A 15,349-nucleotide genomic window follows, 5' to 3' on the forward strand; every position below is an offset into this window, starting at 1 on the left:
TCGGACCAATTCCGTCACGTCCTAGTACCCCGTCATCTCAAGATAGCCGATTCCGGCGTGGCTGCCCGCAAAGCGGATCGGACCTTCCCAATAGGGGAAGCTGGTTCCCATCCAGGCCTTCGGATTGAGCGGCGTGGTCTCGATGGCGAGGCCGCGTGCGGGCAGGCTGACGCGCCATGACGTCGGCAGCTTGCGGCCGTCGATCTCGGTGATTGTGACAGGCACGATGCTGTTGCCGCTGGCGGCGATCTCGGCCGAGCGGCCGTCCGGCGTGATCCAGTTGCCGAACAAGTTTTCGCGGCCGTCCTTCTGGCGTAGCCGGTACAGCATCAGCTTCTCGTCGCCGGGCAGATGCAGCGAGAACCAGTCCCAGCCGGTCTGGTCGGCCGCCAATGGCTGGCTGCTCCATTCGCGATCCATCCAGGCCACGCCCGTGACGTCGATCGGTCTGTCGTCGATCACGATGCGGCCGGACGCCTTGTAGAACGGCTGGCTGTAGTAATAGGAGGCTTGCCCGCGATCCGACTTGCGGCTGTAGCCGCGGTCGCCCTGCAGCACCAGCGCGCGGTCGGCCTCGAGCCGCAGCGCGGTGCTGAAGTCGGCGGCGGAGGCCTTGAGCTCGAGCGGTGCGACGCGCTGAGCATCGAACGCGTCGCGCCCGCGCAGCTCCCAGGCGTCGATCCAGGCGCGGAACGGCGTGGCTTCGACAGCGGCCTGCCCGACGCCGCCGCGGGCAAAGGTCTCGCTGAAGCGGTGCGTGCCGGCGCTGGTCACGGCGGTGTGGCCCATCCAGAGCTGCTGATTGGCCCAGCCCTCGGTCGGCCCGCCTGCTTTCATCGCCTGGCGGAACAGCGTCCATTGCGCGCCATAGGCCGCGCCGCTCGTGTCGGACAGGTTGGCGGTCACGTACCACCATTCGATCCGGAATTCCGGATGCGGGCCGTGGTCCGCGGGGAATGTGAATGGCTTGCCCGGCGTGACGGCGGCAAATCCTTCCGCGGTCTCGCCGAGCCCGGCGAAGCCCTGCGCGAACGTCTTGCCGCCGAGCGCCAGCCCCAGCGCACCGCCGGCAAAGGCGCGACGGGTGATGGTGCCGCTAGCGCTCATTGACAAAGATCCTGATCAGGCTGGCCGGCTGCATGCGCGCTAGCCTCGCGACCGGAAGCGCCGCGGCACAGAATGCGGCGGCCAGCGCCACCGCGAGCAGCTCGATCAGCTGCAGCGGGAAAACGTGGAACGGCAGCCGCCAGCCGAACGCCTTGACGTTGACGATCGCAAGCAGGCACCACGCCACCAGCAGGCCGAGCGGCAGCGCGAACAGCGCGGTGATCAGCGCGACCGCCATGGTCTTCAACAGTTCGAGCGCGGCGAGCCGCCGCCGGGTCAGGCCGATCGCCCACAGCGGCGCCAGCTGCGGCAGCCGCGAATTGGCCAGCGTGAGCAGGCTGGTCAAAAGCGCAATGCCGGCGACGCCGAGCGTGAAGGCGTTGAGCGCGGCGGTCACCGAGAAGGTGCGGTTGAAGACCCGCTTCGATTCCGTTTTCATCCTGGCCTGGTCGGCGATGTTGCGATCATCGAGACCGAATTTCTCCTGTAGCGCGATGATCAGCGGTGCGATCTTGTCCGGTGCCACGCGGAGGCCCATCCGCGTCATTGGTGTCTGCGGGAAGCGCCGGGTCAGCGCGGCGAAGTTGACCGCGATCTGGCCCTTGGGGTTGCCGTAATCGGCATAGATGCCGACGATCTCGAGCGGCCAGTTGCCGCCGGGGGCGGGTACCTCGATATGATCGCCGATCGCCAGCTTCATCCGCCGCGACAGCTGCTCGCTGACGAGGCAGGTGTCGCCGGGCCGCAGCCGAACCCACGCATTCGCAGCGCTTTCGAGCAACGGCCAGCTGTCGCGATAGGTGGCGTGGTCGGGCAGGCCGAGCACCTCGATCGGCGCGCCGCCGAGCTGGGTGTCGGCGCGGCCGCCGGGCAGGATTGCCTCAACCTCGGGCCGATCGCGCAGCCAGGCCTTGATCTCCTTTGCCTGCTGATCGCTGGCGGCGCTGATGTAAACTTCGGCGGCGAGCCTTCCGTCGAGCCAGACCAGGAAGGTGCGGTTGAAACTTTCCACCATGGTGCCGACGCCGACATTGACCGCGAGCGCAAGCAGCAGCGCCATCAGCGCCAGCGACAGTCCCGACAATTGCTGGCGGCTGTCGGCCCAGAACCAGATGCCGACCGGCGCCCGCGCGCTGCGCTGCCCGAAGGCCAGCGCAATCTGCAGGACCATCGGCAGGATCAGCGCCGCGCCGAGCATCAGCGCGGCGAGCACGGCAAAGCCCGCGATCAGGGAATCGCCGAACCAGATCAGGCCCGCGGCGACCGCGAACACTGCGAGCGCGGCAGCACTTTGGATGATCAGCCAGCGCCGCTGCGCCTGCTGCCAGGCCTGCGGCTGCGCCGTCGCCAGCACCGGCATCCGGATCGCCTTGGCAAGGCTCGCGGCCGCCGCGGCGAGCGCGCCCAGAATGCTGATGGCGATGCCGGCGAACCACCAGACGGGTTTGAGCGAAAGCTGTCCGGGAATCTGCGCGCCATAGAGCCCGCGCAGCGAGGCCGCGACATTCGGCAGCAAGGCAGCCGCGATGAAGTAACCGCAGACGAGGCCGATGAGGCCGGCGACCAGCGCCAGCGACACCAGCTCGATCACCAGCACGGTGTTGAGCATCCGCGCCGAGACGCCGCAGGCGCGCAGTGTGCGCAGCATCGGCAGCCGCTGCTCGAAGGCGAGACCGATCGCGGAGTTGACGATGAACAGGCCGACGAAGAACGACAGCAGGCCGAACGCAGTGAGGTTGAGATGGAAGCTGTCGGTGAGGCGTTCGAGGTCGCTCTCCGCGCTCGGCTCGACCAGGCGGAGCTTGTCACCCGCCACGCTTTCGAGCGTTGCGTGCGGCGCTTTGGACCTGCCAACGAGGAGGCGCGAGACCTGGCCGGGCATTTTGAGGATGTCCTGCGCGATACCGATATCGACGATCAGCGCGCCGGGCGCGAGCTCGGCCTGTACGCGCAGCGGCGGCAAGCTCATGCCGTTGGCCTCTGGCCGCTCGCCTTCCTTGAGGCCGAGATCGCGCAGCGTTTCCGGGGCCACCAGCATTTCGCCCGGCGGCGTGACGAAGGATTGCAGGCTGCCGCGTCCGACCGTCGGCGCGTTGCCGACCTCGGGCGGCAGCGTCACCGGCTCGATGCCGAGCAGGCGGAAGCTGCGCCCGTCGATCTGGACCCGGCCCTCCAGCATCGGCGACACCGGCCAGCCGGCACGGCGCAGATCGACGAACAATGTTTGCGGGAAGGTCGCGCTGTCCCTGGCGACCAGCATTGCAGTCCGCGATCCGCCGAAGGTCGCGGCGGCGCGGTCATAGGCGATGCGCGCCTGCTGGTTCAGCGCCTGCACGCCGCTCCATAGCGCGGTGGCCGAGATCAGTCCGATCAAGAGCGTTGCGAGTTGCATCGGATGCCGCCGCCAGTGGCTGAGCAGCACCGCGAGGATCCACAGCGCGCGCCTCATGCGACGATCCCGGCGTGCAGGGTGACCTGGCGGTCGAGCGTCGCCGCGAGCCGCGCGCTATGCGTGACCATCAGGAAGCCGCAGCCGGTGCGGGTCACCAGATCGCGTGCCAGTGCCAGCACCTCGTCGGCGGTGTCCTCGTCGAGATTGCCGGTCGGCTCGTCGGCGAGCAGCAACAGCGGCTTTGGCGCCAGCGCGCGGCCGATCGCGACGCGCTGCTGCTGGCCGCCGGACAGTTGCTCGGGATAGCGCTTCAGCAGCTGCTTCAGCCCAAGGCGCTCGACCAGTTCGTCATGCCAGGCGGCGTCATGCCGTCCGGCGATGCGCGACTGAAACACGAGATTGTCCGCGACCGTCAGGCTCGGGATCAAATTGAACTGCTGGAACACGAGGCCGAGCCGGTTGCGGCGCAATTCGGCACGACCGGCGTCGCTGAGGTGGGAGACGACGGTGTCGGCGAGGGCGATCTCGCCGCTATCGGCGGCATCGAGCCCCGCGATCAGATGCAGCAGCGTGCTCTTGCCGCTGCCGGATTCGCCGGATAGCGCCACGCTCTCGCCGGTCGCAACGGCAAGGTCGACGCCGCGCAGCACAGCGACGTCTTCGCCGGCAGCGCGGTAACTCTTGGTCAGTCCGGTGACGCGAAGCACTGCGGCGGTCTGGTCAGATGAAGCGATGGCCGTGCCTCATTGCGGCTTCTGGTATTTCAGGACGAACTCGTCGATCGGCACCGGTGCCTTGAAGACGGGAATGTCCTTGGGGTCCTCCGCATGATGCAGGAAATCGCCCTCGGCCACCAGCTTGAAGCCCGCCGCCTCGATCTCCTGCTTCAAGGTGCTCTCCTCGATCCGGTGCAGCGTCTTGGCGACATTGGTGCCTTCGCCCGTCTTGGCGGAGTGATCCGCGATCACGAGGAAGCCGCCCGGCTTGAGCGCGGCGAACATCTTCTTGTTCATCGCGGCGCGGTCGACCGGCAGATAGGTGATGTCGTGATAGAAAAAGAAGAAGGTGATTATGTCGAGGTTTTTGACCTCGGGCGGGATCGGGTCGTCATAGTCGCGCACCACATGGACGACGTTCTTCATCGCCGGCGCCTTGGCGCGATTGTCGAACTTGTCCTTGACGAAGCGCTCGAGCACGGTCGCGGAATCCTGTGCGTAGACCTTGCCCGACGGGGCGACGGTGCGCGCCAACAGTTCGGTGCTGTAACCCGCGCTCGCCGCCATGTCGAGGATCGTCATACCGGGCTTGACGCCGGCAAAGGCGAGCATCTTGGCCGGCTGCCGGCGCTGGTCGACCTGACGATCCGCATCGCTGCGATCGGGTGCGGCGACGATCGCGGCGTAGTCGGGATTGGCGGCGTCTTCCGCGCGAACTTGAGGAGCGGCAAGCAGCGCGGCGGATACAAGTGCTGCGCAGGTGGCGGCACATAGGATCAATCTGTTCATGAAATAACCCCGGGCTTTTCGTTGGCCCTGAACATAGCAGTCGGGACATGACAGTTCACCGCTCCACTGGCGCGACCGACGCGATCGTGATCGGGCCGTTAGAAGCGCTCCGGGCGCACAACCCCGAGGAAATGCGGTGTTGCGTTGCACGGCGAGGCGTGGCTAGCATCGCCGGACGGGGCCGATTTACGAAGCCAAAACGAAACGACGGGGAGCCGGACATGACGACGCAAGCGACGCCCAAGAGGACGTCAGAGGGGCTGTCAAAGGGGACGCCGAAGGGCGCCTGGCAAATCACCTTCCTTCTATTCCTGTTCATGGTGGTGAACTTTGCCGACAAGATCGTGGTCGGGCTCGCCGGCGTGCCGATCAAGAAGGAAATGGGCCTCACCCAGGAGCAGTTCGGCGATCTCGGCTCGTCATTCTTCCTCTTGTTCTCGATCTCGGCGATCGTGGTCGGCTTCATCGTCAACCGCGTCGCCACTCGCTGGGTGCTGCTGATCCTGGCGGTGATCTGGTCGCTGGCGCAGTTTCCGATGGTCGGCACCGTCAGCTTCACGACGCTGGTGATCTGCCGCATCATCCTCGGCGCCGGCGAGGGGCCGGCGTTCTCGGTCGCGGCGCACGCGATCTACAAATGGTTTCCGGACGAGAAGCGTACGCTGCCGACCGCGATCCTGTCGCAGGGCTCCGCGTTCGGCGTGATCCTCGCGGTGCCCGCGCTGAACTGGGTCATCGTCAATCACAGCTGGCATCACGCCTTCGGCGCGCTCGGCATCGTTGGCCTGATCTGGGCGGTTGCCTGGTTCGCGCTCGGCAAGGAAGGGCCGCTGGTGTCGACGTCTGCCGTGGCGGCCGACGAGCCGCGGATTCCGTATTGGAAGCTTTTGACCTCGCGCACCTTCATCGGCTGCGTTGTGGCAACCTTCGGCGCCTATTGGGCGCTGTCGCTCGGGCTCACCTGGTTCACGTCCTTCATCATCGAGGGGCTCGGCTTCTCGCAGCACCAGGCCGGCTTCGTCTCGATCCTGCCCTGGATCTTCGGCGCGACGATCGTGCTGCTGACCGGCTGGATCTCGCAACTGATGCTGACGCGCGGCTTCACCACCCGCGGCGCGCGCGGCGTGCTCGGCTCGGTGCCGCTGATCGTCGGCGGCACCATTCTCGCGATGCTGCCCTATGCGCCGCCCGGCGGGATCATGATCGCGCTGCTGGTGATCGGCTCCGGCCTGTGTGGCTCGATCTATGTGGTGTGCCCGCCGATGCTCGGCGAGTTCACGCCGGTGTCGCAGCGCGGCGCGATCATCGCGATCTACGGCGCGCTCTACACGATCTCGGGCATCCTGGCGCCGATGGTGATGGGCAATGTGATCCAGCACGCGGCCACGCCGATGGCCGGCTACATGTCCGGCTTCACCATCAACGCGGCGATCATGGCCGGCTCCGGCCTGCTCGGATTGCTGCTGCTGTGGCCGAACAGCGAGCGGGCGCGCCTGACCGGCACGTCGCAGCCGGCAGGCACGATCAAAGGCGCGATGTCGCCGACGTAACGGGGGCGCGTGGCCTTCCACCCTCCCCTGGAGGGGGAGGGTCGGATCACATTGAGCGCAGCGAAATGTGAGACGGGGTGGGGTGATCTCTCAACACGGGCAGCATCCGTGTGGAGAGACTGTCACCCCACCCCGCTGTGCATTCCGCTTTGCTACATGCCCAGCGACCCTCCCCCTCCAGGGGAGGGTGACGCGGTGGCCGCAGTTCGCATCAATGTCGAGCTCTCTGTAGCCCTGATGCAGCGCAGCGAAATCCGGGGCTGCGCCATCTGCGGACAGAGCTGCCCCGGATTGCGCTTCGCTGCATCCGGGCTACGCGCCGGTCGCTGCGTCTCTCAATTCATCCCCTGTGCGCCGCGCACCAGTCTGCCCGGGCGTGCGCCGGTGGCCTTGCCCTCGCGCTGGGTCACGATGCCCGACACGATGGTGGCGTCATAGCCATCGACCTGCTGCAGGAGGCGGCGGCCGCCGACCGGCAGGTCGTAATGCACCTTCGGCGGGTGCAAATGCAGCCGGTCGTAATCGATGACGTTGACGTCGGCCTTGAAGCCAGGGGCGATCACGCCGCGATCATGCAGGCCGACCGACAGCGCCGTCTTGCGCGACTGTGCCGCGACCACGAACGGGATCGAGAGCTTCTCGCCGCGGCTGCGGTCGCGCGTCCAGTGCGTCAAGAGATAGGTCGGGAAGCTGGCATCGCAGATGATGCCGCAATGCGCGCCGCCGTCGGACAGGCCGGGCACGGCACTGGGCTCGCGCAGCATCTCATGCACGGCGTCGAGGTTGCCGTCGGCGTAATTCAGGAACGGCACATAGAGCATGCCGCGACCCTCGTCGGTCAGCATCGCGTCATAGGCAAGCTCTTCCGGCTGACGGCCCTGGCGCCGCGCCTGCGGCCCGAGCGCGTTTTCCGGCGGCTGCTCATAGTTCGGCGGATTACCCAAGAGATACATCTTGTCGTAGTTCGGCCGGAAGAACAGCGGATCGTCGGTCGCCGTCGCGCTCTCGCTCAGGATCGCCGCGCGCACCTCGGGTCGGCGCAGATGCGCGAGCCGCTCGGCCAGCGGCAATTTGGCGATCTCGCGGTAGCTCGGATGGGTCTGGAACGGGTTGCGCGACAATTCGAGCCCGAGCAGCAGCCCGACCGGCCGCGCCGCGATCTGGGTCGTGATCGACAGGCCGCGGGCGGCGGCTTCGTTGATGGTGTCCATGGTCTGCCGCCAACGCCGCGGCGCCTTGTCGGCCTGGGCGACCGAAAACGAGATCGGACACCTTGTGTTCTCGGCGACCCGCAGCATCATCGGCAGGTCTTCGTGCACGGTGCTCTGGTCGAGCACGAATTGCAGCACGCTGCGGCCGACGCCGTGCATCGCGCCGGCGATCGCGGTCAGTTCATCCTCGCCGGCTTTCAGCGTCGGCGTGTAGTCGCCAGTCGAGGTGCGGTGATTGAGCGTGCGCGAGGTCGAGAAACCCAGCGCGCCCGCCCGCACCGCGTCGCCGGCGAGCGCCGCCATCGCCTTGTTGTCCTCGACCGTCGCGGGATCGCGGCGCGCGCCGCGCTCGCCCATGACATAGACCCGCAGCGCGGCATGCGGCAGCTGTGCGCCGATGTCCATGTCGAAATTGCGCTTCGACAGCCACTCCATGTAGTCGGGGAAGCTCTCCCACGCCCAGGGAATGCCGGCGGAGAGCACCGGCTCCGGAATGTCTTCGACGCCTTCCATCAGCTGGATCAGCCTGACGTGGTCGCTCGGCCGGCACGGCGCGAAGCCGACGCCGCAATTGCCCATGATCGCCGTGGTGACGCCGTTCTGCGACGACGGCGTGATGTCATGGCTCCAGGTCACCTGGCCGTCGTAATGGGTGTGGACGTCGACGAAGCCGGGCGCCACCAGCTTGCCGCGGGCGTCGATCTCTTCCTTGCCCTTTGCCGAGACCTTGCCGACTTCGGTGATCTTGCCGCCCGTGATCGCGACATCGGCTTCATAGAGGTCGCCGCCCTTGCCGTCGGCGATGGCGCCGCCGCGGATCACGAGGTCTGGGGTCGAGGTCATGGCATTTCATCCCGAGGCTGTTTTTTGGTTGACGGCATCATGGGTCAGCCCCTGATGCTGTCAACCAGCGCCGATGAAGCTCTGGGATGCGCTGATGCTGATTTGCCAGCTGGGATCGAACGTTGCCGCCCGGCGGAAATTTGTTCCGCCGGGCAAATCGCCGCGAACCTAGCGCGCGCCGAAGAACGCTGTCTTCTGGGTCTCTTCGGCCTGCAGCCTGGCGCGGACGCGCATCAGGTCCTTCCAGCCGATATAGCCGACGAGGCGCTGGTCCTCGCGCGAGATCACAGGCAGATGCGAGACGTTGACCTGCATCAGGCGGTCGGCGAGCCGGTCGAGATATTCGTCGGGATAGGCGACGGTGATCTTGCTGCCGGCCAGCAGATGCCTGAGCGTCGCGGTGCGATGCTTGCCGGCGCGGCGCCAGCGCAGCACGGAGGGCGGGTCGATCACGCCGAGCACGTGATGGTTGGCGTCGACGACGGGAAAGCTGGGGTGACCGGTCTTCGGGTTGGTCAGGAAGGCGGCCGCGCCGTGCAGCGTCATGGTGTCGGCGACGGTCTCGACCGCCTTGGTCATGACGTCGCGCACGCGGGTCAGCGCGAACGGATCGACACGGTACTCGCGCACCAGATGATGGCCGCGCCGCGCCACCTTCTCGGTCAGGATCGAGCGCCGCATCAAAAGCACCGTGACGCCGTGCGCGGTGCCGCAGGCTGCGATCAGTGGCAGCAGCACATGGGTGTTGCCGGTCAGCTCGACCGCGAAGAAGGTCGCGGTCAGCGGCGAGCGCATCGTGCCGCCCATCGTCGCCGCCATCGCCAGCAGCGCCCAGAAGCCGGGGCTCGCTTCAGGCAGATAGCCGCTCAGCGCCGTTCCCATCGCGCCGCCCATGATGAGCAGCGGCGCCAGCACGCCGCCCGACGTGCCCGAGCCGAGCGCGACCGACCAGATCACGGCCTTCACCACGAGCAGCAGCAGCGCGGCCTTCAGCACCACATCGCCTTGCAACATCGACGCGAGGTTGTCGTAGCCGACGCCGAGCGCCTGCGGCTCGATCAGCCCGCCGAGGCCGACGACCAGGCCGCCGATCAGCGGCCACCACATCCAGTGGATCGGCAGCTTGAGGAAGATGTCCTCGCAGCCATAGACCAACTGGGTCAGCACGCCCGACAGCAGGCCGGAGAGGATCCCGATCAGCATCCAGGCGCCGAGCTGCAGCACCGAAATGTCGACGCCGCCGGTGAACGGAAACAGCGGCGCGGGCATGTGCAGGAAGGTGCGCCCGACCGCTGCCACCACGGCGCCGACGGTGACCGGAATGAAGCTGCGCGGCGTCCATTCGAACAGCAACAGTTCGACCGCGAGCATGATCGCGGCGATCGGCGTTCCGAACACGGTGGTCATGCCGGCGGCGGCGCCCGCCACCAGCAGGGTCTTGCGCTCGTTGTCGCTGACCGGGAGCATCTGCGCGATCAGCGAGCCGATCGCGCCGCCGGTCATGATGATCGGGCCCTCGGCGCCGAACGGGCCGCCGGTGCCGATCGACACCGCCGACGACAACGGCTTCAGGATCGCCACCTTGGGGTCGAGCCGGGAACGGCCGAGCAGGATGGCCTCGATGGCTTCCGGAATGCCGTGGCCGCGGATCTTCTCGCTGCCGAAACGCGCCATCAGCCCGATGATGAGCGAGCCCGCGACCGGCACCAGCACGGTCCAGAGCCCGAGCGGCGAATCCTGCAATTTCAGGTCGGCGAAGCTGAACTGGCCGAAATAGGCGATGTTGGTGGCAAGCTTGATCAGCTGCAGTAGTCCCGCCCCGGCCAGCACGCCTGCGGCGGAGACAAACACGGCGATCGCCGAGATCACCACGACGCGCGGATCGGTCGTGAAGTCGCTCAGGAGGTGGCTGGCCTTCTCGCCGATTTTGGCAGTGTTTGGGGCGGTGTTCGTGGCGGAGGTGCTCGATTTGGTGGAAATGACGCTCATTGGTGGCGTAAGGCTCGGGTGAAGTGGACGCGGCGTAATATCGCATTGCGATATAATTACAAGCGGGAGACATCGAATGGCAGCGTTGAAAGGACCGTCGAAATCGCCGAGGCAGGACCAGAAGCGGGTTCCCAGCCAGGGCGATTACGAAACGCTGTCGCAATTTCGCTATCTGATCCGCCGGTTTCTGGAGTTCAGCCAGGATGCCGCGAAGGCCGCGGGCCTGACGCCGCGGCAGCATCAGGCATTGCTGGCGATCCGGGGGTATCCGGGCGGCGGGCCGGTTGCGGTCGGCGATCTGGCCGAGCGGCTGCGGCTTCGTCACCACACCACGGTCGAACTGGTCGACCGGCTGTCCGAGGCCGGACTGGTCGAGCGCGTGCTCGATCCCGCCGACCAGCGGCGGGTGCTGCTGAAATTAACCGGCCTTGCGGCCGATCATCTCGCCGAATTGTCGGCGGTCCACCTCGATGAGCTGTCGCGGATCGAGCCGCTCCTGAAGCAGGTGCTGTCGCGACGGTCGGAATGACCGGGCCGCGTGCACGACGTTTCGCGTTTCAGGCGCGCGGGCTGGCGGTCTCGGCCTCGTATCCCGAAGCCTGCGGCTTGCGCTCGGTGACCAGAGCAAGCAGCACGGTCAGCACCATGAACACCACGGAGGCGCCGAACACCCAGTGCGGCATGTGCTGGTCCATGATCCAGCCGAACAGCAGCGGACTCACGATGCCGCCGAAGTTGAAGCCGGTGGAGACGATGCCGAAGGCGCGGCCGGCGGCGCCGGGCGGCGCCGCGTTGCGCACCATCATGTCGCGGGACGGCGCGATCACGCCGCCGAGAAATCCGGCAAACCCCATCGCCAGCGTGAGCGCCACCGGCGGCAGGTTGAGCAGCGCAATCAGCAGCACGAGGGCGGCATTGACCGCGAAGCAGCCCGCGGCAACCTGGCTGTGGCGATGGGTCCAGTCGGCGAGATAGCCGCCGGCGAGCACGCCGGCCGCGCTGGCGCCGAGGAACGCGGTCAGCGCGATATTGGCCGTCGAGAACGACGCGCCGTAGCCGCCCATCAATGCGACCACGCCGAAATTGTTGATGCCGGAGGTCGACAGGCTGAGCAGCGTGAAGAAGGCCGTCAGCACCATCAGCGCCGGCGTGATCACGCTCGCCTTCGGCGCGGCGTCGTCCTTTGACTTGTTCTTGTTGGCGCCGGCATCGGGAATGCCGAGCACGATCAGGAACAGCGCCACCAGCGGACCGACCGCACCGGCGACGATCAGCGCGCCGAGGCCGCCGATCGAGGCGACCAGTGCCGCCATGATCGCGGGCGCCACCGCGCCGCCGAGGAAGCCGGCAAAGGTGTGGATCGAGAAGGCTCGGCCCATCCGCGCCTCGTCCATATGGGCCGAGAGGATCGCGTAGTCGGCCGGATGATAGACGCTGTTGGCGAGGCCAAGCAGCACCGCGCAGACGATCAGCGACGTATAGCTGAGATGCAGGCCGAGCCCGATCAGCGCGCAACCGCCGACGGTCAGTCCGATGAGGAGGATCTTGCGCGCGCCGATATGGTCGGCGAGGTAGCCGATCGGCGCCTGGGTCAGCCCGGAGACCACCGCGAACACCGTCAGCGCCAGGCCGAGCTCGACATAGCCGACGCCGAGCTGCTGCTTCAGGAACGGGAACAGCATCGGCAGCACGAAGATATGGAAATGGCTGACCCAATGGGCGACCGAAATCCCCGTCAGCGTGCGCAGCGCACTGTCGGCTTTCGCTTGCTGCGGTGCGGCCAGAACGTCGACCATGTCGTCGAAAACCCCAGTTCCATAGCGTTTTCAAGCGAAGTGGGTACCGGTTCGCGTGAAGAAAACGCGTCAAACAAAATGCCCGGCAGGGCCCGCCGAAAATAGAGATTGGCCGCTAATTGTCCATGAACGCGGGCGCATGGCTGCCCCCGACGTGGGCGTGCCGGATCGACACATGCGGCATTAAATGCGGCGACAAAGCACGGCGGCGCGGTGATGATCGGCCATGATCGACCCCAAAAAGCAGCTCCGCGTGCTGGTGTCGGAGGGCTCCAGCACCTCCGGCCGCGAGGCGATCACGATCCTCGGGCTGGCCGGCCATCACGTCGAGGTTTGCGACCCCTCGCGCTGGTGCCTGGCGCGCTACTCGCGCTTTGTCCGCAAATACCACCATTGTCCGCCGCTTCGGTCGGATCCGGCCGGCTTCCTGCGCTTCGTCGAGCGCCTGTTGGCGTCGCGGCATTTCGATGTGCTGCTGCCGACCCATGAACAGGGATTTCTGTTCGCCCGCGCCGCGGCGGGGCTGGCCTCACGTACCGGCCTCGCGCTGCCGGATTTCGCCAGCTATCGCGCCGTGCACAGCAAGGCCGGCTTCAGCCGTCTGCTCGACCGGCTCGGCCTGCCGCAGCCGCCGACCCGGATCGTGAATTCGGCCGAGGAGCTGCGCGAGGCGGTGCGGTTTCCATCCGTGGTCAAGACGTCGGTCGGCACCGCCAGCCGCGGTGTCTGGTTCGTGCGCGACGCTGGTGATCTCAATCGCGCGCTCTACGACCTCGAATCCTCAGGCGATCTTGCCGGCGAGGTGCTGGCGCAGGATCTGGTCACCGGCACGGTCGAGAAGGCGCAGTCGGTGTTCTGCCACGGCACGCTTGTCGGCTTCCATGCCTACCGCCAGATTGCGGCCGGTGTCGGCGGCGGCGAGGCGATCAAGGAGAGCGTGAGCCGGCCGGCGATCCGCGCCGGCCTCGAGACCATCGGCGCGCATCTTGGTTGGCACGGTGCGCTCTCGGTCGACGTCATCATGCCGCTCGACAGCGCGACGCCGCTGCTGATCGACTGCAACCCGCGGTTGGTCGAGCCGATGAACGCCTTTCAGTCGGGCGTCGATCTGGTCGATTTGCTGCTGCGCGTCTCGCGCGGCGAGACTCCGGCGCAGCTGCCCGAGGGCCGCGCCGGCGTGCGGACGCATCTGGCGATGCAGGCGCTGCTCGGCAGTGCGTCGCGCGATGGTACGCGGCGTGACCTGATCCGGGAATGCGGCCGCATCGCCGCGGGCGAAGGGCACTATCGGGGAAGCAGCGAAGAGCTGACGCCGGTGCGGCTCGACTGGCTCAGCGCCGTGCCGCTTGCGATGACGACAGTGCTGCTGCTGGCATCACCGCAGATCGCCTCATCGCTGGCGCGCGGCGGCTTTGGCGCGCATCTGCTCGATCGCGGCAGCATCAAGGCGATCGAGAATGGCGATTTCCGCTAGTATCCCTCCAGCGCGAATTCACCGCACGATCTTGTCTGCGCGCTTCAAGAGCTCCGGTGAAATCTCGACGCCCACGGCCTGGGCCGCGTGGAGATTGAATATCAGCTCTCGCTTGGTGACGACGCCGACTGGCAGGTCGCCCGGCTTCGCGCCCTTGAAAATCTTGTCGGCGAATGTCGCAAACTCGCGCCATGTATCGGCGACGTTGGCCCCATAAGTAATCACCCCGCCGGCGTCCGCCTGGCCGCCGGGAAACATTGCCGGCAAGCGGTTCTTGATGGCCAGTTCACCGACTCGTTTTCGATTGCTCCAGGGCACCGGCACTTCCAGGACCAGCAGCGCCTCCGCGCGCTCCTTTGCCATCCCGGCAATCGCGGCCTCCAGATCGTCCGCACCCTTGACCTTCACGATTTGCGGCTCCAGCCCCAGCGCCTTGGCTGCGGCCTCGTTGGCGCGGTCAATCGGGGCGAGCCCGCGTTCATCCGCGCCGGGGATCGTTTGATCACTGAGAATCGCAACGCGCGTGATCCCGGGGAATGCCTCCTTCAGAAGCTTGAACTGGTCGCTGGCCTGCTGAGGATCGAGGTTGGTGAGGCCCGTGACGTTGCCTCCCGGTTTTTCCATCGAGGCGACAAGCTTCAACGCGACCGGATCGGTCACGATCGCAAAGATCACCGGGATCGTCGACGTGGCTTTCTGCGACGCCACCGACGCCGGGCCGCCGAGTGCGAGGATGACATCCACATTCGCACCGACCAGCTCCGAGGCGAGGCCCGGAAGGCGCTCGAGCTTCGATTCGGCAAATCGCGGTTCGATGACGATGTCGCGTCCTTCGAGATAGCCGCGGTCGGTGAAGTCGCTCAGAAGATTTTTCTTGATGGAATCGAAGAGCGGCGACGGGCCGCCGTTGACGAGGATTCCTACTTTTCTGGGAGCTTGTTGCGCATCGGACGGGTCGCACATCGACGCGATCATGCAGAAGACCGTGAGCACTGCCTTCGCAAATCTCATGGCACCGCCCCCAGCAAGGACCCAGCGTCCATGCGAAGCCTAGCACGGCAACCAATCCGGAAGGGTGGTCCGGTCCATGACCCGGCTGCGACCTAATGCCTGCTTGGCGAGGATGAGCCGGGCTCGGTAGCTCGCAAGCTACGCGGCCGCCGCGCCCGACTGCGCGTGGGATCGGTCGATTGATCTTTGCCGCGCCTCACAACGGCTCGTCATCATTGCCGTAGCGGTCGAGCTTCGGCGTCGCGATGTCGCCGTCCTCGTAATAGTCATCGTCCTGTAGCGCTGCGGGTGGCGGAGGCTTCTTCGACTTGTCGTCGGTCTTGTCTTTGGTCTTCGTGCCGCCCTTGGTCTGCTTCCCGGCCTTGGCCATGCGTTTCCCCTGCGCGGGTCAAATCAGCTGCCGGAACTCTACCCCAGTTTCCGTGCGTTTGTAATGTTCGGAGACGGTGCGGCGGGCACACCCACCCCACC

The 15,349-nt window shown here is 66.6% G+C and carries 12 protein-coding genes; 3 read left to right on the plus strand and 9 right to left on the minus strand.

Features of this window, described 5'->3' with window-relative positions; translation table 11 throughout:
• Window positions 1–21: 21 nt before the first annotated feature.
• Genes QA635_RS03265 through QA635_RS03280 form a run of 4 tightly spaced genes read right to left on the minus strand, consistent with a single transcriptional unit; the run spans window position 22 to window position 5,004 of the window.
• Window positions 22–1,107 carry a lipocalin-like domain-containing protein gene (locus QA635_RS03265; protein WP_283066885.1) on the minus strand — a complete coding sequence of 362 codons (1,086 nt, stop codon included), beginning with the start codon at window positions 1,105–1,107 and terminating at the stop codon, window positions 22–24.
• Entirely contained in the window at window positions 1,097–3,556 is a 2,460-nt protein-coding gene (locus QA635_RS03270) for an ABC transporter permease (RefSeq protein WP_283066886.1), read from the minus strand. Before QA635_RS03270 ends, QA635_RS03265 begins: the two co-directional genes overlap by 11 nt.
• Window positions 3,553–4,206 (minus strand): ABC transporter ATP-binding protein, encoded by a 654-nt coding sequence (locus QA635_RS03275; RefSeq protein WP_283066887.1) that lies wholly within the window; start codon window positions 4,204–4,206, stop codon window positions 3,553–3,555. The genes QA635_RS03270 and QA635_RS03275 overlap by 4 nt, the downstream gene beginning before the upstream one ends.
• Window positions 4,207–4,242: 36 nt before the next feature.
• On the minus strand, window positions 4,243–5,004 hold the full coding sequence (locus tag QA635_RS03280; protein WP_283066888.1) for a class I SAM-dependent methyltransferase: 762 nt from the start codon (window positions 5,002–5,004) through the stop codon (window positions 4,243–4,245).
• Window positions 5,005–5,225: 221 nt separating this feature from the next.
• On the opposite strand from QA635_RS03280, the gene QA635_RS03285 reads away from it, so the two are divergent.
• Window positions 5,226–6,554, plus strand: a complete 1,329-nt coding sequence (locus tag QA635_RS03285) for an MFS transporter (protein ID WP_283066890.1) — start codon at window positions 5,226–5,228, stop codon at window positions 6,552–6,554.
• A 335-nt stretch (window positions 6,555–6,889) separates the two neighbouring features.
• On the opposite strand, the gene QA635_RS03290 is transcribed toward QA635_RS03285, so the two are convergent.
• On the minus strand, window positions 6,890–8,608 hold the full coding sequence (locus QA635_RS03290) for an N-acyl-D-amino-acid deacylase family protein (RefSeq protein WP_283066892.1): 1,719 nt from the start codon (window positions 8,606–8,608) through the stop codon (window positions 6,890–6,892).
• 168 nt (window positions 8,609–8,776) lie between these two features.
• Window positions 8,777–10,597 (minus strand): chloride channel protein, encoded by a 1,821-nt coding sequence (locus QA635_RS03295; RefSeq protein ID WP_283066894.1) that lies wholly within the window; start codon window positions 10,595–10,597, stop codon window positions 8,777–8,779.
• Between the two features lie 76 nt (window positions 10,598–10,673).
• On the opposite strand from QA635_RS03295, the gene QA635_RS03300 reads away from it, so the two are divergent.
• Window positions 10,674–11,126 (plus strand): MarR family winged helix-turn-helix transcriptional regulator, encoded by a 453-nt coding sequence (locus tag QA635_RS03300; protein WP_092078941.1) that lies wholly within the window; start codon window positions 10,674–10,676, stop codon window positions 11,124–11,126.
• A 28-nt stretch (window positions 11,127–11,154) separates the two neighbouring features.
• On the opposite strand, the gene QA635_RS03305 is transcribed toward QA635_RS03300, so the two are convergent.
• Window positions 11,155–12,393, minus strand: a complete 1,239-nt coding sequence (locus QA635_RS03305; protein ID WP_283066895.1) for an MFS transporter — start codon at window positions 12,391–12,393, stop codon at window positions 11,155–11,157.
• A gap of 226 nt (window positions 12,394–12,619) precedes the next feature.
• On the opposite strand from QA635_RS03305, the gene QA635_RS03310 reads away from it, so the two are divergent.
• Window positions 12,620–13,867 carry an ATP-grasp domain-containing protein gene (locus QA635_RS03310; RefSeq protein ID WP_283066896.1) on the plus strand — a complete coding sequence of 416 codons (1,248 nt, stop codon included), beginning with the start codon at window positions 12,620–12,622 and terminating at the stop codon, window positions 13,865–13,867.
• Between the two features lie 18 nt (window positions 13,868–13,885).
• Here the strand turns inward: QA635_RS03310 and QA635_RS03315 are convergent, their stop codons facing one another.
• Together QA635_RS03315 and QA635_RS03320 are read right to left on the minus strand one after the other, a co-directional pair.
• Window positions 13,886–14,878: an ABC transporter substrate-binding protein gene (locus QA635_RS03315; RefSeq protein ID WP_283066898.1), complete on the minus strand. Its 993-nt coding sequence runs from the start codon at window positions 14,876–14,878 to the stop codon at window positions 13,886–13,888.
• 196 nt (window positions 14,879–15,074) lie between these two features.
• Complete coding sequence (locus tag QA635_RS03320) at window positions 15,075–15,248, minus strand: hypothetical protein (RefSeq protein ID WP_283066899.1); 174 nt, start codon at window positions 15,246–15,248, stop codon at window positions 15,075–15,077.
• Window positions 15,249–15,349: the final 101 nt, after the last annotated feature.

The organism is Bradyrhizobium brasilense, assembly GCF_029714345.1.
GTDB classification, from domain to species: Bacteria; Pseudomonadota; Alphaproteobacteria; order Rhizobiales; family Xanthobacteraceae; genus Bradyrhizobium; species Bradyrhizobium australafricanum.

Coding starts and splice junctions, on each gene's coding strand:
- QA635_RS03305 (WP_283066895.1), bottom strand. CDS start 12,393: ATGGTCGACGTTCTGGCCGCACCGCAGCAAGCGAAAGCCGACAGTGCG.
- QA635_RS03285 (WP_283066890.1), top strand. CDS start 5,226: ATGACGACGCAAGCGACGCCCAAGAGGACGTCAGAGGGGCTGTCAAAG.
- QA635_RS03290 (WP_283066892.1), bottom strand. CDS start 8,608: ATGACCTCGACCCCAGACCTCGTGATCCGCGGCGGCGCCATCGCCGAC.
- QA635_RS03295 (WP_283066894.1), bottom strand. CDS start 10,597: ATGAGCGTCATTTCCACCAAATCGAGCACCTCCGCCACGAACACCGCC.
- QA635_RS03310 (WP_283066896.1), top strand. CDS start 12,620: ATGATCGACCCCAAAAAGCAGCTCCGCGTGCTGGTGTCGGAGGGCTCC.
- QA635_RS03270 (WP_283066886.1), bottom strand. CDS start 3,556: ATGAGGCGCGCGCTGTGGATCCTCGCGGTGCTGCTCAGCCACTGGCGG.
- QA635_RS03300 (WP_092078941.1), top strand. CDS start 10,674: ATGGCAGCGTTGAAAGGACCGTCGAAATCGCCGAGGCAGGACCAGAAG.
- QA635_RS03320 (WP_283066899.1), bottom strand. CDS start 15,248: ATGGCCAAGGCCGGGAAGCAGACCAAGGGCGGCACGAAGACCAAAGAC.
- QA635_RS03315 (WP_283066898.1), bottom strand. CDS start 14,878: ATGAGATTTGCGAAGGCAGTGCTCACGGTCTTCTGCATGATCGCGTCG.
- QA635_RS03280 (WP_283066888.1), bottom strand. CDS start 5,004: ATGAACAGATTGATCCTATGTGCCGCCACCTGCGCAGCACTTGTATCC.
- QA635_RS03265 (WP_283066885.1), bottom strand. CDS start 1,107: ATGAGCGCTAGCGGCACCATCACCCGTCGCGCCTTTGCCGGCGGTGCG.